Source organism: Microcoleus sp. CAWBG640 (assembly GCF_020883015.1).
Classification (GTDB): domain Bacteria; phylum Cyanobacteriota; class Cyanobacteriia; order Cyanobacteriales; family Microcoleaceae; genus Microcoleus; species Microcoleus anatoxicus.
Map to the genome: position 1 here is coordinate 103,153 of NZ_JAHRFC010000010.1, position 20,398 is coordinate 123,550.

Genomic DNA, 20,398 nt, shown 5'->3' on the forward strand with positions numbered 1-20,398 from the left:
CTAGTTCTGTTGTTGCTAATTTAGAATTGAAGATTTAGAATAAATCTGTGCTAGACCTAAAATTAATCCGAGAAAATCCCCAAGCTGTCCAAGAAAGCCTCAACACTCGCGGAGGCAACTATGAAATCGAGCCCATCGTGCAACTAGACAAGCAGCAGCGAGAGTTGGAAGGGAAGCGATCGCAACTGCAAGCCCGCAGCAACGAAATTGCCAAACTCATCGGTCAAAAAAGAAAATCGGGTTTAACCCTAGAATCTCCCGAAGTTCAAGCATTGCAAGCAGAAGGCAATGCAGTGGGAACAGAGTCCAACGAACTGCAAGCACAGGAAAAAGACCTAAAAGCTCAAATAGAAGCTCTATTATTGCCGTTGCCGAACTTGCCCAGTTCGTCAACCCCCATTGGCAAAAATGAAGATGAAAACATCGAAATACGGCGCTGGGGAGACGAATACATTCCCCAAAATACGGGGATTTTGCCGCACTGGGAAATCGGCGAAAAATTAGGAATACTCAACTTTGAACGCGCTGTCAAAATCTCTCAACCTCGCTTTGTCAGCTTAATTGGAGCAGGCGCAGCCCTAGAAAGAGCGATTATTCAATTCATGCTCGATAGGCACACAAAAGCTGGTTATGTAGAAGTAATTCCCCCATTTTTAGTCAACACTGAATCTCTCACAGCAACAGGTCAATTACCCAAATTTGCCGAAGAAAGTTTTAAATGCGACCAAGACGATTTGTGGCTAATTCCGACTTCCGAAGTTCCGGTTGTCAATCTGTATCGAGGTGAAATCTTGACAGCAGAACAGTTGCCAATTCATCACTGTTCCTTCACTCCTTGTTTTCGGAGGGAAGCCGGCAGTTATGGCAAAGATACGAGGGGATTAATTCGATTGCACCAATTTAATAAAGTTGAATTAGTGAAACTGGTACATCCGAGTACATCCCCGGAGGAACACGAAAAGTTAGTGCAGGATGCCGAAGGAGTTTTGCAGGCGCTGAAGTTGCCTTATCGGACGATCGAACTATGTACAGGCGATTTAGGTTTCGCGGCGGCAAAAACCTATGATTTAGAGGTGTGGCTGCCGAATGCCGGCAAATACCGGGAGATTTCCAGTTGTTCCAATGTCGCAGATTTTCAGGCACGGCGAGCAAATATTCGCTTTAAAGAAGCGGGCAAAAAAGGCACTCAATTCGTGCACGCGCTCAACGGTTCGGGTTTAGCTGTGGGCCGTACAATGGCGGCAATTTTGGAGAATTATCAGCAGCCAGACGGGACTGTAAAAGTGCCGGAAGTCCTCCAATCCTATTTGGGACGAGAGGTGTTATAAATTGGTTGGTAGTGAGGACTAAAGGGGTGCATCTCAATGAGTGCAAATATATTCGTAGGGGCGAAGCATGACCGCAGACAATTTATTAGTGATAACCAGAGATTTACAGCGGTCATGCTTCGCCTATGCAAAATCGAGATGCTCCCGACTAAAGTCTTCACTACCAACTGGGAAGAAATATTTTAATGCTTATTATAGTAGTCGCAAAACATCTAAAACCCCAACTCCTTGCATAAGTTGGGGTTCTAGATTTAGTATTCATTTTCAATTTTTTCGTTATTCTAGATGATTGACAATTATTTTTACCAGTTAAGCTGCAACTGTGTTGGAGTTGGACGCTGCTATCGGTAAATTCTGATTTACCACTACCCACTTGCCTGTCATGGGATCGCGGTAAGTAATAAAGGGATTAGATTTCAATGGTTTAGTCGCTGAGGTTAAAAGCATTTTGATACACTCCTAAGAACCGATCCTGAATCAAAAAATAACTTGATATTTATGATAATCGCAGATTTTGAATTAAATACGTGTGATTAATACATCAAAAAAATGTGATAAATTTTACATTTTTAGGTGATATATCGCACAGGCTTAATGCGATCTATTACCGCTTTTTTAGTGATAGATGTCACTTGTTAAAAAAACGAAAGTTAAAGTTAGCTTATAGGCGATCGCTTTTAACTTCGACAGTGCCACTATTTTAACTGTACATCTGATATAACTAAGTAAGGTAAAGATGTTTATCAGAGATCCCCCTCACAAACCTATGGTGCTATTTGGATTTGGCAAAAAGTCGAGCCTGCCCTCTTCCCAGGACGCATTGCCGGGACGGGCAGAGTCGATGCCGGTACCGGCAACTCACTTTGTTAACGGCAATCCGCTCAAACCTCCTTTTCCCAACGGCATGGAAACTGCTATGTTTGGTCTGGGCTGTTTTTGGGGAGCCGAACGCAAGTTTTGGCAGCAAGATGGAGTTTTTTCAACCGCCGTTGGTTATGCGGCTGGGATTACTCCAAATCCTACTTACAACGAGGTTTGTAGCGGGATGACGGGACACAATGAAGTGGTTCTGGTTGTGTTCGACCCCCAAAAAGTTAGTTACGAAACGCTGCTCAAAGTTTTTTGGGAAAGTCACAATCCGACTCAAGGAATGCGTCAGGGAAATGATTCGGGCACTCAGTATCGATCGGGAATTTACACTTATTCAGCTACCCAAAAGCAGCTAGCCGAAGCATCGCGGGATGCTTACCAGCAAGCTCTCAAGGCAGCAGGTTACGGCAATATTACTACTGAGATTATTGACGCTCCTGAGTTTTATTACGCAGAAAGCTATCATCAGCAGTATCTGGCTAAAAACCCTAACGGCTATTGCGGTTTGGGCGGTACAAAGGTTTGTTTGCCTGCAATGTCTCAAGTTTAAAAAATTTAAGCTCAGATTGAGGCTGATTTTTGTCAACAGGCAAGATGCCTGTTCCACAATCTCGAAAAAATTATTGTGGGGCGGGTATCTTCTCTGTTACCAAAAGGTAAATGGGCTAGTTAAAAACAGGTGAAAAATGCTGGCTGCTGTCATAATCATCAATGTATTCATATCTCTGGTTGGCTTTTATATAGCTTGGAAAATATGGCGAATGGGTAGGACGATCGCACTTTGTGAAGCGAGAATCACCGCCCTGGAGCGCTGTAGCACCAATGTCCTTGCCAAATCACCGAATTTCTTTGCTAGAAAGCAACAAGGTGCTCACCAGTTGCGGCGCAATTATCAACAACTGGAATGGCAACTTCAACAACTTCAGCAACTTTTGGGATTGCTAGGTTTGGGGCGAATGCTTTGGCGGCGGCGCGATCGACCATTAAGGTAATCGGAAATTATTATATTTGTAGCTGGTAAAAGTATACTTTGGGAGGTCGCGATCGCAATGTCAAATAAACGTTCAGGATTATTTATTGGTGGTTTGCTGGTGGGTTCGGCCATCGGGGCTCTGACGGGCTTGCTGATGGCACCGAGAACGGGCAAGCAGACGCGGCAGATTTTGAAAAAATCGGCGGATGCTTTGCCGGAGTTGGCCGAAGATTTATCAACTAGCGTACAATTGCAAGCCGATCGACTTTCGGAATCGGCACTGCTCCATTGGGACGAAACTTTGATTAGACTTAAAGAGGCGATCGCCGCCGGTTTGGAGGCGACTCAACGGGAACGCCAAACACTGTCTGAAACTGAAGTCGCCACGACTACCTCGCCCCCGGAGCACCGCTAATTCCACAACTGTTCGGGACTACCTTTGGGACTGATCCACACAATCAAGTAAAATTAGACCCACATATAAATTCCCCAACCCCCAATCCGAGATTCCAGTGCGCGAACCCATCTTTTGGTTAGGACTTTCGATTTTGCTAGTCGCAGTCAGTTTAACGGCTGTGTTAGTGACTCTCATACCTGCGGTGCAAGCCTTGACGCGGGCTGCGCACAGCGTGGAAAAGCTCGCTGATACCCTTTGTCGTGAATTTCCGCCGACTTTGGATGCCATTAGGTTAACCGGGCTGGAAATTAGCGAATTGACGGATGATGTTAGTGAAGGGGTGCAAAGTGCGGGGGAAGTTGTCAAGCAAGTCGATCGCAGTCTTGGTACTGCCAAAAAGCAAGCGCACAATGTCCAAGTTACAACTCGTAGCCTGGTGACTGGGGTTAAGGCTGCTTGGAAAACTTTAACTCGAAAATCGCCGCTGTCTGGGGGTAGGAGTCGAGGGGGCGATCGATTGTCACCCACTCAAAGAAGTGTAATTTCGCTGAGGGATTCGGGTTTAGATGAGCGAAAACAGCCGGGATACAAGCCTACGGATTCATCGGTGGATCAATAAAAAAATTGATTTCCTGATATAGCAATCCTAAATGAGTCGCAAGTTTTTTACCCCACCCCAACCCTCCCCGAACTCGCGGGGAGGGAGCAAGAAATTCACAAATGATTTAGGATTGCTATAGTAATATCAAATCCTCTCTTCATTGGAATTATTAAACTCTCTCTTCTCTTCCTTCGCGTCCTTAGCGCCTTCGCGGTTAAATCATTCCGATACAACCGGAATTGATATAACCCACATAGAAAGAAGGTCGGTTACTATCAGGAAATCTGGCAGGTCATCACTTTGAAAGTTGACAGCAATGCCACGGGGCATTGCTATACATAATCCTTTTATTCTTCGGTAGTCAAGACTGAATCTGGCTGCGGGGAATTTCTGTAAAAACTGGCAATAATCGCTACCATCAACCACCACAGCATATTCACTTCCGGTCGATACCAAACTGTATCGAAAAAGCCGTGGGCCATCATGCCGACTAAAGTGGCGATCGCCGCTATCAACCAAAACCCCTGATTAGATGTGGGACTTGGGGATTCTTCCTGGGAGTTAAGCTGCTGAAATTGTGCATCCCGCAGATTTTTGATCTGCAACAAACCTTGATTGATGGTGACAGTCAGCAGCCACAGAAAACAAGTCAAACCGATAAAACCAGTTTCTACCGCTATTTCTAGAAGCACCGAATAAGCACTCAAAGCCGTGTATTTCGGCTTCATATACAGTGGATAAACTTTATTAAAAGCAGTGTTACCGGGACCAATGCCGAGAATTGGTCGATCGCGAATCATGTCAATCACCGCAGTCCAAACATTAATCCGAAAATTGTTGCTGCTGTCACCGCGGCCGATAAACATACTCGTCACTCGTTCTTGCAGGGATGGTACTAAAACTACTCCCAAAATTAACGCCACAGCTAAACCTCCTAACCCCAACGGCAGGGCTAAAGTCCGCCAGAACCGAGGCATTAAAGGACTATACCAATACCACAGCAGGATTAAAAACACCACCAGTAAAGCTACAAAACCGATCCAAGCCCCACGGCTGTCGGTGTAGCGCAAACACGCGCAATTCACGATTAACATGGTCAATGCCAAAGCTTTAGTTCCCCATCCTTTCCACACAAAAAGTGCTGCTGCACTCAATGCAATTGCCGGTAGCAGATAGGAACCAAGCAAGTTGGGATTTCCTAAAAAACTGTAAACTCGCGTGACATTTGCTTGACTAGAAGTGGGGTCGTTCCAAGTAGCTAGGGGTGGCACTTTATCAATCCACTGTCGCACGCCGTAGAAACTGACGATGAGAGAGACGTTCAAAAACACGGCGATTAACCACGATCGCCAACGGGGCGATCGCAATATCCTAGCCATCAATGCAAAAAACAGCAAATACAGCGTTAGCTTCGTCCAGCCTGTAAAAGCTGCTGCTTTCACTGGGGACATGGCGGTGGCGACGGTAGCAATGCCCCAGTACAGGAATACTAGCAGGTGAATCGGTGTCAGGGCGATCGCGCGATCGTCGGAAACCGTCAGCAGCACCCAAAAGGCAGCGCCAGCAGCCATCAACACACCCACCAGGGCATTGTTGACAAAGGGGCCCAAACCAAACGTCAAAGCCAGCAATACAAAACCCAGTGGTTCTGCCCATTGCATCAGCCAGCTACTTTGCCGCCAACTTCGCGCATTACCAATGGCGACATTCAATAAATAACTTCCATTTTGCCATTGTAAAAGTGGGAAGTTTGCTAGAGTTAATTTTTGCCAAACTGAATTCATTTCAATTTAAAATTAGGAAGTGGTTATTGGTGATTGGGGATGCCTGGTGATGGGTTATTAGTTATTCGTTATTCGTTATGAGAATCAGAAATAACAAATAACTAATCACAACTAACTTTACCTTTCCAACAAATCAGTAGCATTGACGCAAGGAAGCGAAAGCACATAGCGATACCCAGATTCCGGCGTTCCTTGAATTGAGAGTTTACCGCCTTGAATTTCCACCAACTGACAGCACAGCAGCAATCCCAAACGCTCCCTATCCCCGTAGCCAGCTAACACTGGTGTGGTATCGGCGGCATTTTCCGCTACCAAAGTCGCCAACTCAGAGAAAGAAAGCTTTAATGGCTGGGAAGCTTGTACTGCTGGCGAATATTGAGATTCAATTCCCAATTCTCGGCTGTGGGAGTTCCCTAGGGAAGTTTGACTCGATTCAAGTTTTAACAAGTGGTCGGAGTAGAGTTTAGCATGGGGCAAACTTTCTCCCAACCAAGGGTGAAACACCCAAACTCCCATATTGATGCCATCATCTTTGCGAACAACGTGTACTCGAATTACGCTACCTGCCCCAGCAGATTGAATCACGCTAAAAATTAAGTGGTGGAGCATTTGCTGAACTTTTTCTTTGTCTGCCAGCCAAATACGGGGCCCTGGACTGATAGACAGGTTAATTTCTTGCTCTCTTTTAGATGCCGGTTGCGATAGGTTAGTCACAACCTGCTGGCACAAAGTTTCTATATCTACTGCTGTTCGCTTGACGGTGAAACAGGATTCATCCAATTCTGCGAGTCCTAAAATTTCTTCAACTAGCGATCGCAAAGACCGACTACTATCTTGGATTACATCGATATATTCTTTTTGCTTACTTGTCAGGGGACCATAAATTTCTTGGTTCAACACACTGGCCATCCCATTAACTGAAGTGAGGGGAGTCAGCAATTCTTGGGCTAAATAATTCAGCAGTTTTATTTTTATTGAGTTACTAGACAAATTGATAGGTTTGTTACTCATTGCTTATTTTTCTTGGTTATTATCAAGGGTTTATTTTTTAGGGGTGGCTCAGACCTCTTTCCAAAGTTTATCAGGAAATTGGGTTGCGAACCCCGTCCTTATAGGAAGGCTTAATGACTACAGACCCCTTCGATGAAGCTGAGCCGGCACCGCTACTGACTAACGACTAATGACTAATGAATTAGCCCTTCTAAAGCTACTTGCAAGTCTTGAGTGAGTTCGGCAACTGCTATTCTGCGACTGGTTTGATATCCCTCCCAGCGATCGTCCACGGATATCGGTTCGCCCACGGTCATTGTTACTTGCTGTTTCCCCAAATGCGGTCGCCCGAAAGGATTTCCCCCTTTGATGCGAGCCAGTACGTCGGACAGTAGTAAAGTTGTTTCGGCGAGGCGTTCTGCCGTCAGTTGTTCTTGTACATATTTGCCCGTAACGGACACGAAGCTTTCTACCAGTCTCATGTGCCACATTCGGAGACTGGCTTCTTCGGCTAGGCGATCGGCTAATCCTCTTTCTAAGGGACAAAGTGCTGCAATATCTTTGATATCTTCTCGATAAATATAGTCCCATCCTGCTTGTTCCAATCGGCGGCATCTGTCGATCAAACTGCCTTTTGGCTTCAAGTTAAAATACTGTTCTGCCACTTGTAAAGCCACATCTAAAAGTGATTTTAATCTAGAGATAATCACTTCATTGTCCAAATCATTATTGGTGATTTCCGTCATCAGTTCTGATATTGATTTATCGGGATGTGGGGGTAAATCTTGATGATAAAATCTCCGATAAAACTGTTCCATTACTGACAATAAATAACTTCCCAATCGAATTAGTCGTAAATATTGAAATTTGTGATGGTGAATTTCGGAATTCGGATGATTCGTCTCTAAATTGGCAAAAGTGTTACTATCTAATGCTGTTAATCCGCAATCATTTTCTAACTGAGTTAAAAGTTTTTCTAGTTGTTCCCAAGGTGGCTGGACATAGCGGTATTGAATACCAAGTGGTACAATTACCACTTTTTCCGGGCGTCCGGCTTTTCGTAAATCTTCAACGCACCAGAATCCCATTTGAGCAATACCGGGTTCGAGGGGGCTAACTATTTCATTGTGACCGTTGGTGGCGCCTTCGGGAGCGGCGGCGATGGGAAATTGGCTGTTAGCAAATAAATCGCGCGCCGATCGCAATCCAGCTCGATCGATCTTACCGCGAACGATGGGAGTTCCACCGAGCCGAGAGTATAGCCAACCGACACCCGAACCAGCCCACAGAGGAATTCCGCGATCGTAGATAAAGTGGGAATGTACGGGAAATTTCAGGGGAATCCCTTGTTGGCGCGCCACTTGGGGTACGAGTTTCCACACCAATTGTCCCAAACAGTAGGGATCGTTTGAGTTGGGGTGGCGGAAGGCTAGTAAGAAGCGAACTTTTTGATTTTGAAATTGGTGAAACAGTTCGGCGAGGGTTTCGACATTTTCCGCTTGAAAGTCGCTAATATTTGTCCGAAATCGCAGCCACCAGGGGAGTATTTGTTGGCAGCCTTGGACGATTAGGGGGTTGTACGCTGGGGGGATAAATTCCAGGGGTGGCTGAACTTGGCTAATTGAATTCGGCATTTGGGGATTGGAGATGGGAGATTTCTCGGCTGCTGTCAGCAGTAGCAATTTTGACTAACTTCCTACTCTATCAGGACTTACGCAGAAGAACTAAAGAAAATAGGTTTTTTACGCTATAGTCGTCCCTTCATCCGATGGAAATTTCTACTGTTTTACGCCGCCCAAATCCCAAACTCCAAATCCTAGGGCGCTGCTTGCAGAATTACTTCTTGGAATTGAATTACATCCGATCGCGGATCGCAATGAGTGACTTTAACTTCAAATCGATCGCCTATTTCGACCGATCGACCAAAGCGCATAGCTAATTCTAAACCCAACTCTTCCAACAAAATCAATCCCAGATTGCTATCTTCCCTCAGCCAGCGCAACATTAAAGCTTCCCAGACTTGATCTGGGTTGCGCCGCAAATATTCCAATCCCCAATAGCGATTGGTTTGGCGTTCAACACTAGAAGCTTCTCTGACTGCTGTACCCAGACACATCACAATGTCCTGCATTTCTTCAGCAGAAAAAGGCTGGGGTTCGCCCCGCAGATGAGCTTTAATTTGGAAATGAGTCAGTAAATCGGTATAACGACGGATGGGAGAAGTAACTTGAGTGTATGCTTCCAAACCCAAACTAGAGTGTCTTCCAGGGGTGAGATTCATTTCGCTGCGGGGCATACAGCGGCGCACAGCACAAGCACGGGCGGGGCCTGCCGGCACAGCTAAAAGTTCTTCCTCTGGTGGGAGTTCTGGCTGGGGCTGATGGCGATAGGGTATGGCTAGGCCGTGAGTTTGACCGTAGCGGGCGGCCACTTCGCCGGCGAGGATCATCATTTCAGCTACTAGCAATCGGGCGGTGGAGTCATCGATGACATAAATGTTGATGTCCTCGCCTTTGACTTTGATGACCGATTCGGGCATGAAAATGCTGATTGCACCTTGGGTTTCCCTCCATTTTTGCCGCAGTTTTGCCGCTTCTGCTAGTGCAGCTATTTCCGGTTCTGCTGGGATTCCCAACTCCAGCATCTCGTCTACCTCATCGTAGGTTAAGCGGTAGGTAGGTTTCACCGTGCTGATGTGAATGCTGTAGTCTTGGGCTGCACCGGTTTCATCTAAGATCACGCTGAAGCTGAGAGCGCTGCACTCTTTACCTTGAATTAAGCTCATTGGCCCGGTTGCCAACTCTGGGGGAAACATGGGTATCATCCCTGTGGGAAGATAAACTGTCGTGGTGCGCTTCCTGGCTTCGAGGTCGAGTTCGTCTCCGGGGGAGAGTAAGCGGGTGGGATCGGCGATGTGTATCCACAGGCGCTGCTGGCCGTTTTCCAGGAATTCTAAGCTGAGTCCGTCGTCTATTTCTGTAGTGCTTTCATCGTCGATGGTGTAAACCTTGAGGTGAGTTAAATCGAGACGACTGGTGTCGGCATCGCTTGGGAGATTTTCTAGGCAGCGTTGAGCTTCTTCTAACACCTTGGCAGGTAAGTGTAGGGGAATTTGGCTACGCCGCAAAAACAGGTTTTCGTGGTGACTCCACAGGCCGAGATCGACTAATAGTTGAAAGGCTGCTTCCGGTGTTTCGGGACGTTCTAGGCTGGCTAATGTTTCTAGGGCTGGGGTGCGGTGTGTTGCTTCTTCTCCCAGGGTGGCAAATCTTTCTAGGGCATCGAGGCGATGGCGATCGCTATTTGCCCAGTCTACACTTTCCCCGACCAGTCGCTGCTTGACTCGATCCCAAAATCCTTGGGCTTCTTGATGTCGTTGCTGTTCTACTTCTTGCTGGTGTTTGATTTCTGCTACTTGGGCTGCGGAACGCGGTTCGTAGCGATCGCCCTTTTGCTTGAAATACAATTTATCTGTGGACAACAAAGAGTAAGCTGCGTAACACTGAGCAGGGGTTTTTTCGGAAAAGAGTAGCATTGCTAAGGATTCCGGGTCCGCGGCTTCTCCGTCCCCTACTAGCAGTTCCCAAGCTACTTCGAGACTGGATGGATCTGAGTAAACTTCTACTTCTTGATGAAATTTTGGGATGTCCGAGGGTTTGTAGGTTTCTCCGGCAATTTCGTAGGTGATTTGTTTCGGCGGTATGCTGTGCGGTTGACCGTTTTCGTCTACCACCACCCAGTTTTTTTTGCCGTCTGGGCGATCGGCAACGGCTAGACGGCGGTCGCCGTGCAGTCTAAATTCTACTAAGGTTCCCTTCTCCACTTGCCAGTTATATAATTTATATTTTAGATTTTTACATGGGCTACTTGTCTGGTTTCGACTTGGGGATTTTAGATTTTGGAGAATTGTATTTTTTCTGGTTAAATCACGTAAAAAACGTTACTTTTGCCTAGTTTTTATGACCGTCCAAAATCTAAAATCTTAAATCCAAAATCCGATTAACCTTCTTGGTTGACGAAGGGCATCAAAGCTACAATTCTGGCTCGTTTGATGCTTCTGGTCAGGTCTCGTTGTTGTTTGGCTGTCAAGCCTGTAATCCGCCGAGGCAGGATTTTACCCCGTTCGGTGACGTATTTTTTGAGTAAATCGACATCTTTGTAGTCGATCGGATCTCCTGGTTTAATTGGCGATACACGCCGGCGAAAGTAAGTCATGGTTCTTTGGTAATTGGTAATTGGTAATTGGTAATTGGTAATCGGTAATCGGTAATCGGTAATTGGTAATTGGTAATTGGTAATTGGTAATCGGTAGACCCTCACAAATAACAAATAACAAATAACCACTGACTACTGACCACTGACCACTGACCACTGATTACTTGATCTCTTTGTGACCAGTATGCTTGTTGCAATGGGGGCAGAACTTTTTGAGTTCTAGTCTGGCCGTCGTGTTCCGACGGTTTTTGGTCGTGGTGTACCGAGAAACGCCTTTTGAGCGTTTGCTGGCATTAGTTCGGCACTCAGTACACTCTAGAGTAATTATGATGCGGACGCCTTTAGCCATAATTCTAAATAAATTTCGACTAATTTAAACACAATTTATTATCTTCTCACATTGCTGTGCACTTGGTCAAGCAATCTTTTGACTTTGATGTCTAGGGAGTAGCCACGGCGGGTGCCGACGACGATCGTACCACCGAGGCGATCGTGAAATGCCTGGGGAAACCGGGCGGTGTCGGTGAAAGCAACGCTACAGTCGATCGCCAGGGGTAATAGGAGTAACAAAACGGCGGCATTGGTGGATGTGAGTCCCCCTATACCTAGGAAGGCTAGGGCTGCACAGCCACCAAGCACAGCCTCGCGTTTGCACAGTTCTTGGAGGCCGGGAGTGCGATCGAGTCTGGGATCGACAATTTTCATGTCCAAAGCCCAGCGGCCGAGACTTTGGCCTTTATTTTTCCTGACGATGGGTACTCGCAAGATCAGCCAGATTATAACAAAAAAGATGATTTGGACGATCGGATTTGTACCAAGAAGCAAACTGGGTAGCCCAACGGCGATCGCATCAATGCAGAAAGCAGCGGCGCGACGGCCGATTGTGACTTTGGGCAGGAGAGGAACTAGATCGGAACTCATGGGCAAAAAAGAATTACTTTAAAGTGCGTAAGTCCTGTTTATATCATAGCTGAAACTTCAGAATTTATTGCACCCTTTAATAAACGTCATCATGGCTTCCAATATCAACCAAGAGAATCACCATTTCTAATAATTCCTCATCTTTAGAAAGTGGATTTTTCTTTGTAATCTTCCTAAAAGACCGATTAAATCCACATATCCTCAGACATCGACCTTACCGCCTCACCAATAGTTTGTAGATTGAATAAAACCCAAGTCTGTACCAACTCATCATCTAAAAAATTCTGCTTTCCCCTGACACTGTATTTTTCAATTTTTGCGATCGCCTCATAAATATCCTTGAGTCGTTCAGTATCACTTCTCATAACAAAATACAATCCTGCAAAACCCGATCGCGAATTCGATCCTTTAGCCCCTTCTCCGTCACCACATCCACCTTCCGACTTAATAAATCCTCCAAATCTCGAATTAACCGCACAGGAAACCAAGGCGAAATTTTCTGTAAATCATAATCCACCAACAGATCGATATCGCTACTCTCAGTCTCCTCACCCCGCGCCACCGAACCGAACACCCGCACATTAAAGGCCCCATGTCGCAGCGCCACCGCCAGAATATCCTCGCGCTTGGACTGTAATAACTGTTGTAGTTTCATCATACAATTTCCTCAAGCATGAATTTAATATAAACTGCGTAATGTCTCCAAAAGTGCGATCGCCACGCCCCAAATATCCATTAAAGCAAATAGTCATCAGATTTGCCACCGCAGTCATTGCTGCTTTGATTTTTATCAACATTCCTCACTCCTTAATTCCCATGTTTCCAGAATCCCCATCAATAGCTAGTCTACCGCCAGAAATCGAGAACATCCTCGCCGGCAAGCGCAGAATTGTCACCATTGGCGACAGCATCACAGAAGCCGGCAAATACCCCGGAGGTTACGTTTGGCTACTGCAACGCTATCTAAATGGTCTGTATCCCGATTGCGCGATCGAAATCATCAACGTCGGCATCTCCGGGAACAAAGCCACAGATATGCAAGCACGTTTCCAGCAAGATGTCATTGACAAAAAACCAGATTTAGTCATGATTAACGTTGGAGTCAACGACGTTTGGCACGCATTCTTTGACTTCCAAAACCATCAATTTCATCCCCAAGGAAACTTAACCACAGGAGTAACTTTAGCAGAATACCAACAAAAATTAACCCAAATGGTGGAAGCAGCCAAAGCAGCAGGAATTCGAGTGGCGCTACTTTCTCCTACTCCCATCCGTGAAGTTCTCGACGGTCCAGAAAACCAGCGTTTACAAGAATATATTATCGCCATGCGAGAAATTGCTTTACAGAATCAATGCTTATTTATTGATTTAAATAAACCTTTTCGAGAAGTGATAGGCACTTTTCAAAGACACGCTGGCAAAACTCTAAATTTGTTAGCAGCAGACGGAGTACACCCAAATCCATCGGGGTATCGAATCATGGCTTTTAGTATTTTGCGAGGCTTGGGAATACCAACAAAAGATATTGAAAATTTGGAAATCAAGAATTGAATTGCCGAGAGTCTGTGCCTCAGTAAACATAAGTTTGGTAGGGGCGGGTTTTACCAACAATAATTGCCTAAAACCCATAATCTCATAAACCCGCCCCACCCAACTGAATTTCCCCCCTTGGGGGGGGGCAGGGGGGGTGACTTCTTCCTTCTTCCTTCTTCCTTCTTCCTTCTTCCTTCTTCCTTCTTCCTTCTTCCTTCTTCCTTCTTCCTTCTTCCTTCTTCCTTCTTCCTTCTTCCTTCTACTTATCGCTCGATTATTCAATTGGTGGATGATACCGTTTCAACCAACAACTACCAATAATCACCAAAGCCACGACTACAATAATTTCCGTCCAAAAAAACGATAAGAAATCACTGGCAGTTCCCACGGGAGGCACTCCCGGCTGAGCGTTACGAATAGCCGGAAAAGCAAACAACATCACAGCCGTCCAACTCAGCATTCCAATTTCCGGTAACTTACCCGATTTCATCACTTTCAATGCCAGCAGCAGTGCCATAGTTGATAGCACCCACATAATCACGATAATGGTTAAAGCAAAAAATTTTACCGGGAGCGATCGAGTTATGCGGACATCGATATAAATAAAGATAGATGAATTTTCTTCCAGAGGCTTGTATGTGATGTCAAAACCGGGAACATCGGCATTGAACTTAAATAGCAGCGGTACGGGGTTGAGTTCAAAAGGGGCAAATTTTTTCCGAATCGAAGGCAGCGGATCGATGGAAATAGCTACTTTAGCAATGTGCCTGTCAAAGGGATAATTGTTAATTTTACCCTTGACTAAATTGAACTTTAAAGCCGGAAAAATCATCGGTTTACCTGCTTTGAAAGTAATCTCTGAATCTTCTATATTTGCACCGTTAACTGTCATTAACAAATCTTGAGCTGGATAGGTAGGCCCTTTTTTGTAAATGCCTTTTAGTTCAAATTCTAAGCGTGTTTCTAATTCGTTTTTTACGGTATCTACTCCGATCGCAGTCATTGTCACCTCTACTAAGCCTTTGGGAGCCGCAGAGCTTTCTGGATTTGGGCTGTAAGGTTCTTGAGCATGAGCTACTGGAGAGTAAATAGATAAAGTAATTGCAAAAATTAGGATGAGATTGCAAATTAAAATAAGTATTTTTTTGAGGTTATTGTGGTTGACAATTTGCATGAATTAGATAATAATTCGGAATGATTTAACCGCGAAGGCGCTAAGGACGCGAAGGAAGAGAAGAGTGAGTTTAATACAAGACGATGAAGATAGGATCTTATATCAGAAACCGGATTTTTTACCAGGTTCGATGGTAATAATATTAGCGATGTCTTGTTCAGACATCGCACTTTTCCTTGAGATTCCAGCGGACTGCTAACCTATGGTTTAAGGAAGAAATACATTTGATGTGAAACTTCCATGCAAACCGTAGGGAATATGATATTTTAAATGCAACCGCGCCACAGGCCCTTTCGCGATATCCCTAGCATCTAAAATTACTAAGGTCGATCGATGATTAGCAGCATCGTACATCAAAACCAGCAGCCAGCCATCATCCTCAGCAACAGCATCGGGACGCGCCACAAACACTGGTTCCCCAGCAAAACCGCGCGGTGCCGCACTCCAAAGTTGCCTTTCACCAGTCAGGAAATCAAATTTGAGAATGGCTTGCAGAGGAGCATTGCCGGTGGGAGCATCGGCGGCACCAATGTAAAGATATCGGTAAGGCTGTCCGACGTTATTTGGATGTAAAGTTGGAAATTCGCAGCACCGAGTTTCAACTACTTGATGCTCCACTGTTTCCGCTTCTAAATTCAGCTTGAACCGCCACAATTCCCCGGCGGGAATGCTATCGAAATCAATCTCGCGAAAATCGCCATCTGGCTCGACATTGGGGAATGATTCGTAGCATACTGAGTCTACAAAGACTTCGCCGTCTTCTTCCCAGGCGTTGCAGTGGTGGAAAACAAAACATGGTTCTGTTTCTAATATTTTCACTTTATCGGTGCCGTTGCGCGGAATTAAAATTACTTGCGTGGGCTTGTTGGATGAAAATTGAATGCACTGGGCCGCACTCCGCATTCCTAACACGAAAGGTATAGGATTGAAGCTGACGGGATTTTGGAAAAATATACAGTAATTGGGGGTAATTACCATGTCGTGTAGAAAGGCAAAACCTGGTATTGCATGGGCGTGTTTTTGCAAAAGTTTGCCACTTTCGTCGAGTTCGTAAATGGTAATTACGCTAGACAAACCAGGTTTGACAGAAAAGTTTATGAGTCTGTCTCCGGCTCCATTTTTGCCTTTTTCAATTCTGGGGTGAGCGGCGAAAGCTTCACCGGGCTGCAAGATGCCGTCTAGGGTATCTAAGCCGATGGTTTCTAAGGTGGAAGGGTCTAGTCTGTAGGGTTCTGCTGCTTCCCAAAGTGCTAATAGTTTGTCTCCCCAATAAATGATGTTGGTATTGGCAATGTTTTTGATTTTGAGGTCAAATATATTACTTAGCCAACCTCCTGGTTTCTGGGTTCCGAAAACGCCTCGATGGAGGATTTTTCCGGCTGTTTTTTCTGCTAGATAGCCTTCGGTGTGGATGAATCTGTTGCGGAAGTAGGCCCGCCCGTCGGAAATTGCGATCGCACAAACCATCCCATCGCCATCAAAGGGGTGGTGAATTTGTTCGCCGTTGATATCTAGCAAACCCGGCCCGTTGCGAAAGAATGTACCTTGTAAGTCGGGGGGGATTTCACCTTCTATTTCGTCTATCCAGTAGTCGGATTCGTTGCGCTGGGATTCGTAGCCGCGTTGCCAGTCGGTGCGATCGTATGATGAGGTTTTGGCTGTTGTTTTTAGTTCGGAAGTTTTTAGGTTTTGCATTGGTAGAATAAGCTTTTATTGATTTAACCACAGAGGCCACAGAGAGATGGGGAGGGTAGGCACGCACCATCCACTACCCCTACAAAACGATGATTTGTCTGAGAATGAAACAGCCCTGGGGCTGGGGGGGTGACTTCTTCCTTCTTCCTTCTTCCTTCATTTACTATCTGCGGTTCGGCTTTCTGAGATTACTGTTGGTACTAAGTCGGGAAAATATTCCGGCATGAAATGTTGTCCTGTTGGTTTGGTGCTTCCCATTTCCGCTTCTAATAATGGCAGTGTGTTTTGATTGTTTGGGCCAATTTCTGTGTTTTCAGCGGGTAGCCAACTTAGGAATGGTAGCGGTAGAAGTGTGGACAGGTTGGTGATGAGGACTAGCAGCCAGAGATTGTCGAAATTGCGATCGGTAATTCCTAACCAGTGAGTCAAAACTGCACCACCTTCGTAGGACAAAAGTCCGGCTAAATTGGTGATGGACATCAGCAGCGCAAATAAAGTTGCTTCTACGCCGGGGGGACACAATCGCGCGCACAATACCAGCACTGGCATATAAGCAATTTGCCCGATTACTGTTAAGATGAGGCTATCTCCGATGCTGAACCACTGGTCGTCTATTCCTAAAGCTCGGTTGGCGTGAGTTACTAATATTAAACTTGTCAATCCCAAGACTGTGGCAATTACTGTTGACCAGCCGAAAATTACTCGAAATGGAATTGTTTTGAGGAAGCGCTGAAACAGCCAGATACCGACAATTGCCGCCAGACTGGTAACTAGGCGCACGCGGCCGAGAAATTCTGGTTGGAAGCCTAATTCGTTGGTGGTGAAAAAGAAGAAGGCGGAGTCGGAACTTGGGGTTGCTTGCCACAGGAAAAGAAAGGCGGTTGGCAACCAAATTGTTTTTTGGCTAACAGCTTGTCGCAGTTGTTTGACTTTATTTTTTACTGTTTCAAAGTCGGTTCTTTTTTTGACTTTTTCTTCGCTAATTAACCAGGCTGTTGCTGAGACGATGAGCGGGAAAGATGCGGTGATTAAAAATATGGTGTGGGTGGAGAAGTTTTGGAGTAGGGAACCGCTGAGGTAGGCGGTGATTAGTCCGCCGAGGGCTGATGCGCCCCAGGATAGGGATTGCAGGGAACCGGCATCGGTAAGGGATTCTTTTCGGGCTCTTTCGACTACTAGGGAGTCTGCGATGACGTCGCTGACGGCGAGAGAGAGGGCACTGAGGGCGATCGCCCCTGTAGCGGCCAAGGGTGTCTGTACTATTGTGGCTAGCGCCACCCATGCTGAGGTTCCCAACAGCCCGGAAAGGACGATGTAAGGCCGTCTGCGGTAGCCAAATATCGGCAACCCGTCCGACATGAAGCCGAATAGGGGTTTGATCATCCAAGGTAGGGCGACGACGCCCAGCATGGCTGAGACTTCCGCGGGGCTCATGCCGAGTTCGTCTTTGAGAAAGAAGCTGACGGCTAAGCGGGCTAGTCCGAGGATACCTTGGACGAAGTAAATCAGTAATATGGCTATGAGTTCGGGGGTTGGCTCATTCCCAAAGAATACTTTTTCTTTTAAAGATTCTTTGAGTTTGCTGACACCGGAGGAGGAAAGGAGCATTTGAGAAATATTTCTTAATGAATCTCAATATTTATAACACATTCTTAATGGGTTGCGGGAACTGTCGGAGGTAGGATGCCACAGTGGTGGGCTTCTGGCAAGTGGTATAAAATTGTATTTATCTCGAATTAATGCGTGTTTTGTAATTATGAAAACAGATCCTTTGAAACCTTTGGAATAATTAACCGCGAAGACGCGAAGTACGCGAAGCAAGAAAAGAAAGAGATGTCACAAATACTGAAAGGAGTATTTTTATGATTGTGAATCCTGACAATGTGCCGGATATTACAGGCTCTAAATATCCCCTGCAATTTCAATCTGCGGTGGCGGGCAGGGTGAAAAAACGCTTGGGCGATACTGCCGGATTGCAGAATTTTGGGGTAAATTTGGTGAGACTTGCGCCGGGAAGTTGTTCTGCTCTGAGACATTGGCACTCTCGTCAAGATGAGTTAGTGTATGTTCTGGAAGGGGAGATTACTCTGATTTCTAATGCGGGGGAGGAAGTGCTAAAACCGGGTATGGCGGCTGGTTTTCGGGCGGGTGATGCTGATGGGCATCATTTAGTCAATCGAAGTAATTCTGATGTTGTTTATCTGGAAATTGGCGATCGCACTTCTGGTGATTCGGCTCATTATCCTGATGATGACTTAATCGCACAAGCTAGTGGGAATGGTTGGATTTTTACGCGCAAAAATGGCGAAGTTTATGAGGATTAAAAAGTAATGAGTCAAGTCAATCTTTGGAGTTCTGCGGAACACGCTTTGTGGTATCTTGCTAAAGCTGATAGTATCCCCCACCGCACGGAAGGTGAAGCTGTACTTTTGGGGGAGGTTCCGCAAAATGTACGGCGGATTCTGGATATTGGTACGGGTGATGGGCGGTTGTTGGGTTTGCTTAAGTGCGATCGCCCGGATGTTGAATGTGTGGCGATCGACTTTTCGGCTACAATGCTGGAAAAAGTCAGAACTCGTTTTGCTGACGATCCAAAGGTGACAGTAATTGAACATAATCTTGATGATTCTCTGCCGGATTTAGGCAAATTTGATGCGGTGGTTTCTAGTTTTGCAATTCACCACGTAGAGGACGATCGCAAACGTTCGCTTTATACCGAGATTTTCGAGCTTTTGGAACCCGGAGGCATTTTTTGCAATTTGGAACACGTAGCGTCGGCAACAGAGGCTTTACACCATAAATTTCGAGAAGCGCTGGGTATTAGCGATTCGCCAGACGATCCATCTAATAAATTGCTGGATGTGGAAACGCAACTGCGCTGGTTGAGAGAAATTGGTTTTGACGATGCAGACTGTTATTGGAAGTGGCTGGAATTGGCTTTATTAGTTGGGGTGAAACCTGTTTAGCTGCGGGTAAGGACTGCATTGTCCTGTGCTTTAAAAATTGGAAATAGTCACAATTAGTAAGGTGCGTCAGATTTTTAAACCCTCAATAATCGTTCTAGAAATTATCCTGACGCACCCTACAGTTTGATTTTAGTATGGGTGGCTCGCACATTGGGATCTTACCCAGTTAGAGGGCTGTTTTAAGAGTTATTAACCAAACGATCGAATTAACAACAAACAAAAAGGTATAAAAAATATAGATTGATGGAGCGCAGATAGCTCGACCTAAAGAAGGCATTTTAAGTGTTTTCAAAAAACCGAGCGGGTGAACAAGACCTTCCGGTATAGAACGGGTATTAAAACTTTCATCTAAGGCGCTTTCATTATTCAAGAATTGGGTAACTGCATCGGCTCTTTGTATGTAATAAAATTGCACCTTCCAGTAGGTAGCTTCTAAAAACCAGAAACCAAAAATTATAACGTATCCTAGGGGAACCAACGCATCTATTTTACTTGTAAACACCCAACCAATCAACGCTACCCAAATGGTAATTGCCGCAGTTTTTAATTGAAGCAAAATTGTATTGAAGTTAGCTATTTTTTTCTCTAGTTCCTCTGCTCCTTTTTGCAGCATTGCTAGCTGAAATTCAAATCTATCCATGTTTGACTCGGCGAACGTTTATATTACATTTATCTAAAAAATTATAATCTTCTTTTCTTTCGGTGTCCTTAGAGAACTTCGCCTGACGCACCCTACAAGTCAATGTTATACCAATTTTAAAAAAGAATGCAACAGTAGTCTTGTCCCTCCCCTTTATAAGGGGGGGTTAGGGGGGGGTCAAAGATTGTTGCACGATTTTAGAGAAATGGTATTAGATTATATAGTAAGGTGCGTCAGATCCCGAAATTCCCGATCGCCGTTAGAGAACTTCGCCTGACGCACCCTACAAGTCGATTGTTGTGTGAAATTTG

At 45.4% G+C, this 20,398-nt stretch carries 22 protein-coding genes; 8 read left to right on the top strand and 14 right to left on the bottom strand.

The window, feature by feature from the left end:
• The first annotated feature begins 47 nt into the window (after nucleotides 1–47).
• Nucleotides 48–1,328 carry a serine--tRNA ligase gene (gene serS, locus AAFP11_RS07980; protein WP_341736559.1) on the top strand — a complete coding sequence of 427 codons (1,281 nt, stop codon included), beginning with the start codon at nucleotides 48–50 and terminating at the stop codon, nucleotides 1,326–1,328.
• A 309-nt stretch (nucleotides 1,329–1,637) separates the two neighbouring features.
• On the opposite strand, the gene AAFP11_RS07985 is transcribed toward serS, so the two are convergent.
• Nucleotides 1,638–1,775: a hypothetical protein gene (locus tag AAFP11_RS07985; protein WP_341734534.1), complete on the bottom strand. Its 138-nt coding sequence runs from the start codon at nucleotides 1,773–1,775 to the stop codon at nucleotides 1,638–1,640.
• Between the two features lie 319 nt (nucleotides 1,776–2,094).
• On the opposite strand from AAFP11_RS07985, the gene msrA reads away from it, so the two are divergent.
• The 4 genes from msrA to AAFP11_RS08005 all read left to right on the top strand — a co-directional run bounded on the left by msrA (nucleotide 2,095) and on the right by AAFP11_RS08005 (nucleotide 4,187).
• Nucleotides 2,095–2,748 carry a peptide-methionine (S)-S-oxide reductase MsrA gene (gene msrA / locus AAFP11_RS07990; RefSeq protein WP_341736560.1) on the top strand — a complete coding sequence of 218 codons (654 nt, stop codon included), beginning with the start codon at nucleotides 2,095–2,097 and terminating at the stop codon, nucleotides 2,746–2,748.
• A gap of 136 nt (nucleotides 2,749–2,884) precedes the next feature.
• The gene (locus AAFP11_RS07995) at nucleotides 2,885–3,190 is read left to right on the top strand and encodes a hypothetical protein (protein ID WP_341736561.1); all 306 of its coding nucleotides are present in this window, start codon (nucleotides 2,885–2,887) and stop codon (nucleotides 3,188–3,190) included.
• 57 nt (nucleotides 3,191–3,247) lie between these two features.
• Nucleotides 3,248–3,586 carry a YtxH domain-containing protein gene (locus AAFP11_RS08000; protein WP_341736562.1) on the top strand — a complete coding sequence of 113 codons (339 nt, stop codon included), beginning with the start codon at nucleotides 3,248–3,250 and terminating at the stop codon, nucleotides 3,584–3,586.
• Nucleotides 3,587–3,683: 97 nt separating this feature from the next.
• On the top strand, nucleotides 3,684–4,187 hold the full coding sequence (locus AAFP11_RS08005; protein ID WP_341736563.1) for a DUF948 domain-containing protein: 504 nt from the start codon (nucleotides 3,684–3,686) through the stop codon (nucleotides 4,185–4,187).
• 329 nt (nucleotides 4,188–4,516) lie between these two features.
• On the opposite strand, the gene AAFP11_RS08010 is transcribed toward AAFP11_RS08005, so the two are convergent.
• The 9 genes from AAFP11_RS08010 to AAFP11_RS08050 form a co-directional block, all read right to left on the bottom strand.
• Nucleotides 4,517–5,953 (bottom strand): IctB family putative bicarbonate transporter, encoded by a 1,437-nt coding sequence (locus AAFP11_RS08010; protein ID WP_341736564.1) that lies wholly within the window; start codon nucleotides 5,951–5,953, stop codon nucleotides 4,517–4,519.
• Between the two features lie 117 nt (nucleotides 5,954–6,070).
• On the bottom strand, nucleotides 6,071–6,964 hold the full coding sequence (locus AAFP11_RS08015; protein WP_341736565.1) for a histidine kinase dimerization/phospho-acceptor domain-containing protein: 894 nt from the start codon (nucleotides 6,962–6,964) through the stop codon (nucleotides 6,071–6,073).
• Nucleotides 6,965–7,137: 173 nt separating this feature from the next.
• Complete coding sequence (locus AAFP11_RS08020; protein WP_341736590.1) at nucleotides 7,138–8,577, bottom strand: 1-acyl-sn-glycerol-3-phosphate acyltransferase; 1,440 nt, start codon at nucleotides 8,575–8,577, stop codon at nucleotides 7,138–7,140.
• A gap of 182 nt (nucleotides 8,578–8,759) precedes the next feature.
• Entirely contained in the window at nucleotides 8,760–10,766 is a 2,007-nt protein-coding gene (locus AAFP11_RS08025; protein ID WP_341736566.1) for a ribonuclease R family protein, read from the bottom strand.
• 176 nt (nucleotides 10,767–10,942) lie between these two features.
• Nucleotides 10,943–11,158 (bottom strand): 30S ribosomal protein S18, encoded by a 216-nt coding sequence (gene rpsR / locus AAFP11_RS08030; RefSeq protein ID WP_006631377.1) that lies wholly within the window; start codon nucleotides 11,156–11,158, stop codon nucleotides 10,943–10,945.
• 160 nt (nucleotides 11,159–11,318) lie between these two features.
• The gene (rpmG, locus tag AAFP11_RS08035; RefSeq protein ID WP_265238844.1) at nucleotides 11,319–11,507 is read right to left on the bottom strand and encodes a 50S ribosomal protein L33; all 189 of its coding nucleotides are present in this window, start codon (nucleotides 11,505–11,507) and stop codon (nucleotides 11,319–11,321) included.
• Nucleotides 11,508–11,545: 38 nt separating this feature from the next.
• Nucleotides 11,546–12,079 carry an RDD family protein gene (locus AAFP11_RS08040; protein WP_341736567.1) on the bottom strand — a complete coding sequence of 178 codons (534 nt, stop codon included), beginning with the start codon at nucleotides 12,077–12,079 and terminating at the stop codon, nucleotides 11,546–11,548.
• Nucleotides 12,080–12,264: 185 nt separating this feature from the next.
• Complete coding sequence (locus AAFP11_RS08045) at nucleotides 12,265–12,444, bottom strand: HepT-like ribonuclease domain-containing protein (protein WP_341736568.1); 180 nt, start codon at nucleotides 12,442–12,444, stop codon at nucleotides 12,265–12,267.
• Complete coding sequence (locus AAFP11_RS08050; RefSeq protein WP_341736591.1) at nucleotides 12,441–12,734, bottom strand: nucleotidyltransferase family protein; 294 nt, start codon at nucleotides 12,732–12,734, stop codon at nucleotides 12,441–12,443. The genes AAFP11_RS08045 and AAFP11_RS08050 overlap by 4 nt, the downstream gene beginning before the upstream one ends.
• 41 nt (nucleotides 12,735–12,775) lie before the next feature.
• On the opposite strand from AAFP11_RS08050, the gene AAFP11_RS08055 reads away from it, so the two are divergent.
• Nucleotides 12,776–13,630, top strand: coding sequence for an SGNH/GDSL hydrolase family protein (locus AAFP11_RS08055; protein WP_341736569.1), 855 nt, complete (start codon nucleotides 12,776–12,778; stop codon nucleotides 13,628–13,630).
• Nucleotides 13,631–13,886: 256 nt separating this feature from the next.
• Here AAFP11_RS08055 and AAFP11_RS08060 read toward each other — a convergent pair whose 3' ends face one another.
• The 3 genes from AAFP11_RS08060 to AAFP11_RS08070 form a co-directional block, all read right to left on the bottom strand.
• Nucleotides 13,887–14,786: a DUF4436 family protein gene (locus AAFP11_RS08060; protein ID WP_341736570.1), complete on the bottom strand. Its 900-nt coding sequence runs from the start codon at nucleotides 14,784–14,786 to the stop codon at nucleotides 13,887–13,889.
• A gap of 207 nt (nucleotides 14,787–14,993) precedes the next feature.
• Nucleotides 14,994–16,481 carry a carotenoid oxygenase family protein gene (locus AAFP11_RS08065; RefSeq protein ID WP_341736571.1) on the bottom strand — a complete coding sequence of 496 codons (1,488 nt, stop codon included), beginning with the start codon at nucleotides 16,479–16,481 and terminating at the stop codon, nucleotides 14,994–14,996.
• A 156-nt stretch (nucleotides 16,482–16,637) separates the two neighbouring features.
• On the bottom strand, nucleotides 16,638–18,089 hold the full coding sequence (locus tag AAFP11_RS08070) for a folate/biopterin family MFS transporter (protein WP_341736572.1): 1,452 nt from the start codon (nucleotides 18,087–18,089) through the stop codon (nucleotides 16,638–16,640).
• A 254-nt stretch (nucleotides 18,090–18,343) separates the two neighbouring features.
• On the opposite strand from AAFP11_RS08070, the gene AAFP11_RS08075 reads away from it, so the two are divergent.
• Nucleotides 18,344–18,805: a cupin domain-containing protein gene (locus AAFP11_RS08075; RefSeq protein ID WP_341736573.1), complete on the top strand. Its 462-nt coding sequence runs from the start codon at nucleotides 18,344–18,346 to the stop codon at nucleotides 18,803–18,805.
• Nucleotides 18,806–18,811: 6 nt separating this feature from the next.
• Nucleotides 18,812–19,447, top strand: a complete 636-nt coding sequence (locus tag AAFP11_RS08080; protein ID WP_341736574.1) for a class I SAM-dependent methyltransferase — start codon at nucleotides 18,812–18,814, stop codon at nucleotides 19,445–19,447.
• Between the two features lie 166 nt (nucleotides 19,448–19,613).
• Here AAFP11_RS08080 and AAFP11_RS08085 read toward each other — a convergent pair whose 3' ends face one another.
• Nucleotides 19,614–20,087 carry a hypothetical protein gene (locus tag AAFP11_RS08085; protein ID WP_341736575.1) on the bottom strand — a complete coding sequence of 158 codons (474 nt, stop codon included), beginning with the start codon at nucleotides 20,085–20,087 and terminating at the stop codon, nucleotides 19,614–19,616.
• Nucleotides 20,088–20,398: the final 311 nt, after the last annotated feature.

Excerpts from the sequence above, each read along its gene's own strand:
- AAFP11_RS08065 (WP_341736571.1), bottom strand. The coding sequence starts at position 16,481 with ATGCAAAACCTAAAAACTTCCGAACTAAAAACAACAGCCAAAACCTCA.
- AAFP11_RS08055 (WP_341736569.1), top strand. The coding sequence starts at position 12,776 with ATGTCTCCAAAAGTGCGATCGCCACGCCCCAAATATCCATTAAAGCAA.
- msrA (WP_341736560.1), top strand. The coding sequence starts at position 2,095 with ATGGTGCTATTTGGATTTGGCAAAAAGTCGAGCCTGCCCTCTTCCCAG.
- AAFP11_RS08015 (WP_341736565.1), bottom strand. The coding sequence starts at position 6,964 with ATGAGTAACAAACCTATCAATTTGTCTAGTAACTCAATAAAAATAAAA.
- AAFP11_RS08075 (WP_341736573.1), top strand. The coding sequence starts at position 18,344 with ATGATTGTGAATCCTGACAATGTGCCGGATATTACAGGCTCTAAATAT.
- rpsR (WP_006631377.1), bottom strand. The coding sequence starts at position 11,158 with ATGACTTACTTTCGCCGGCGTGTATCGCCAATTAAACCAGGAGATCCG.
- AAFP11_RS07995 (WP_341736561.1), top strand. The coding sequence starts at position 2,885 with ATGCTGGCTGCTGTCATAATCATCAATGTATTCATATCTCTGGTTGGC.
- AAFP11_RS08050 (WP_341736591.1), bottom strand. The coding sequence starts at position 12,734 with ATGAAACTACAACAGTTATTACAGTCCAAGCGCGAGGATATTCTGGCG.
- AAFP11_RS08070 (WP_341736572.1), bottom strand. The coding sequence starts at position 18,089 with ATGCTCCTTTCCTCCTCCGGTGTCAGCAAACTCAAAGAATCTTTAAAA.
- AAFP11_RS08060 (WP_341736570.1), bottom strand. The coding sequence starts at position 14,786 with ATGCAAATTGTCAACCACAATAACCTCAAAAAAATACTTATTTTAATT.
- rpmG (WP_265238844.1), bottom strand. The coding sequence starts at position 11,507 with ATGGCTAAAGGCGTCCGCATCATAATTACTCTAGAGTGTACTGAGTGC.
- AAFP11_RS08040 (WP_341736567.1), bottom strand. The coding sequence starts at position 12,079 with ATGAGTTCCGATCTAGTTCCTCTCCTGCCCAAAGTCACAATCGGCCGT.
- AAFP11_RS08045 (WP_341736568.1), bottom strand. The coding sequence starts at position 12,444 with ATGAGAAGTGATACTGAACGACTCAAGGATATTTATGAGGCGATCGCA.
- AAFP11_RS08085 (WP_341736575.1), bottom strand. The coding sequence starts at position 20,087 with ATGGATAGATTTGAATTTCAGCTAGCAATGCTGCAAAAAGGAGCAGAG.
- AAFP11_RS08020 (WP_341736590.1), bottom strand. The coding sequence starts at position 8,577 with ATGCCGAATTCAATTAGCCAAGTTCAGCCACCCCTGGAATTTATCCCC.
- AAFP11_RS07985 (WP_341734534.1), bottom strand. The coding sequence starts at position 1,775 with ATGCTTTTAACCTCAGCGACTAAACCATTGAAATCTAATCCCTTTATT.
- AAFP11_RS08080 (WP_341736574.1), top strand. The coding sequence starts at position 18,812 with ATGAGTCAAGTCAATCTTTGGAGTTCTGCGGAACACGCTTTGTGGTAT.
- AAFP11_RS08010 (WP_341736564.1), bottom strand. The coding sequence starts at position 5,953 with ATGAATTCAGTTTGGCAAAAATTAACTCTAGCAAACTTCCCACTTTTA.
- AAFP11_RS08000 (WP_341736562.1), top strand. The coding sequence starts at position 3,248 with ATGTCAAATAAACGTTCAGGATTATTTATTGGTGGTTTGCTGGTGGGT.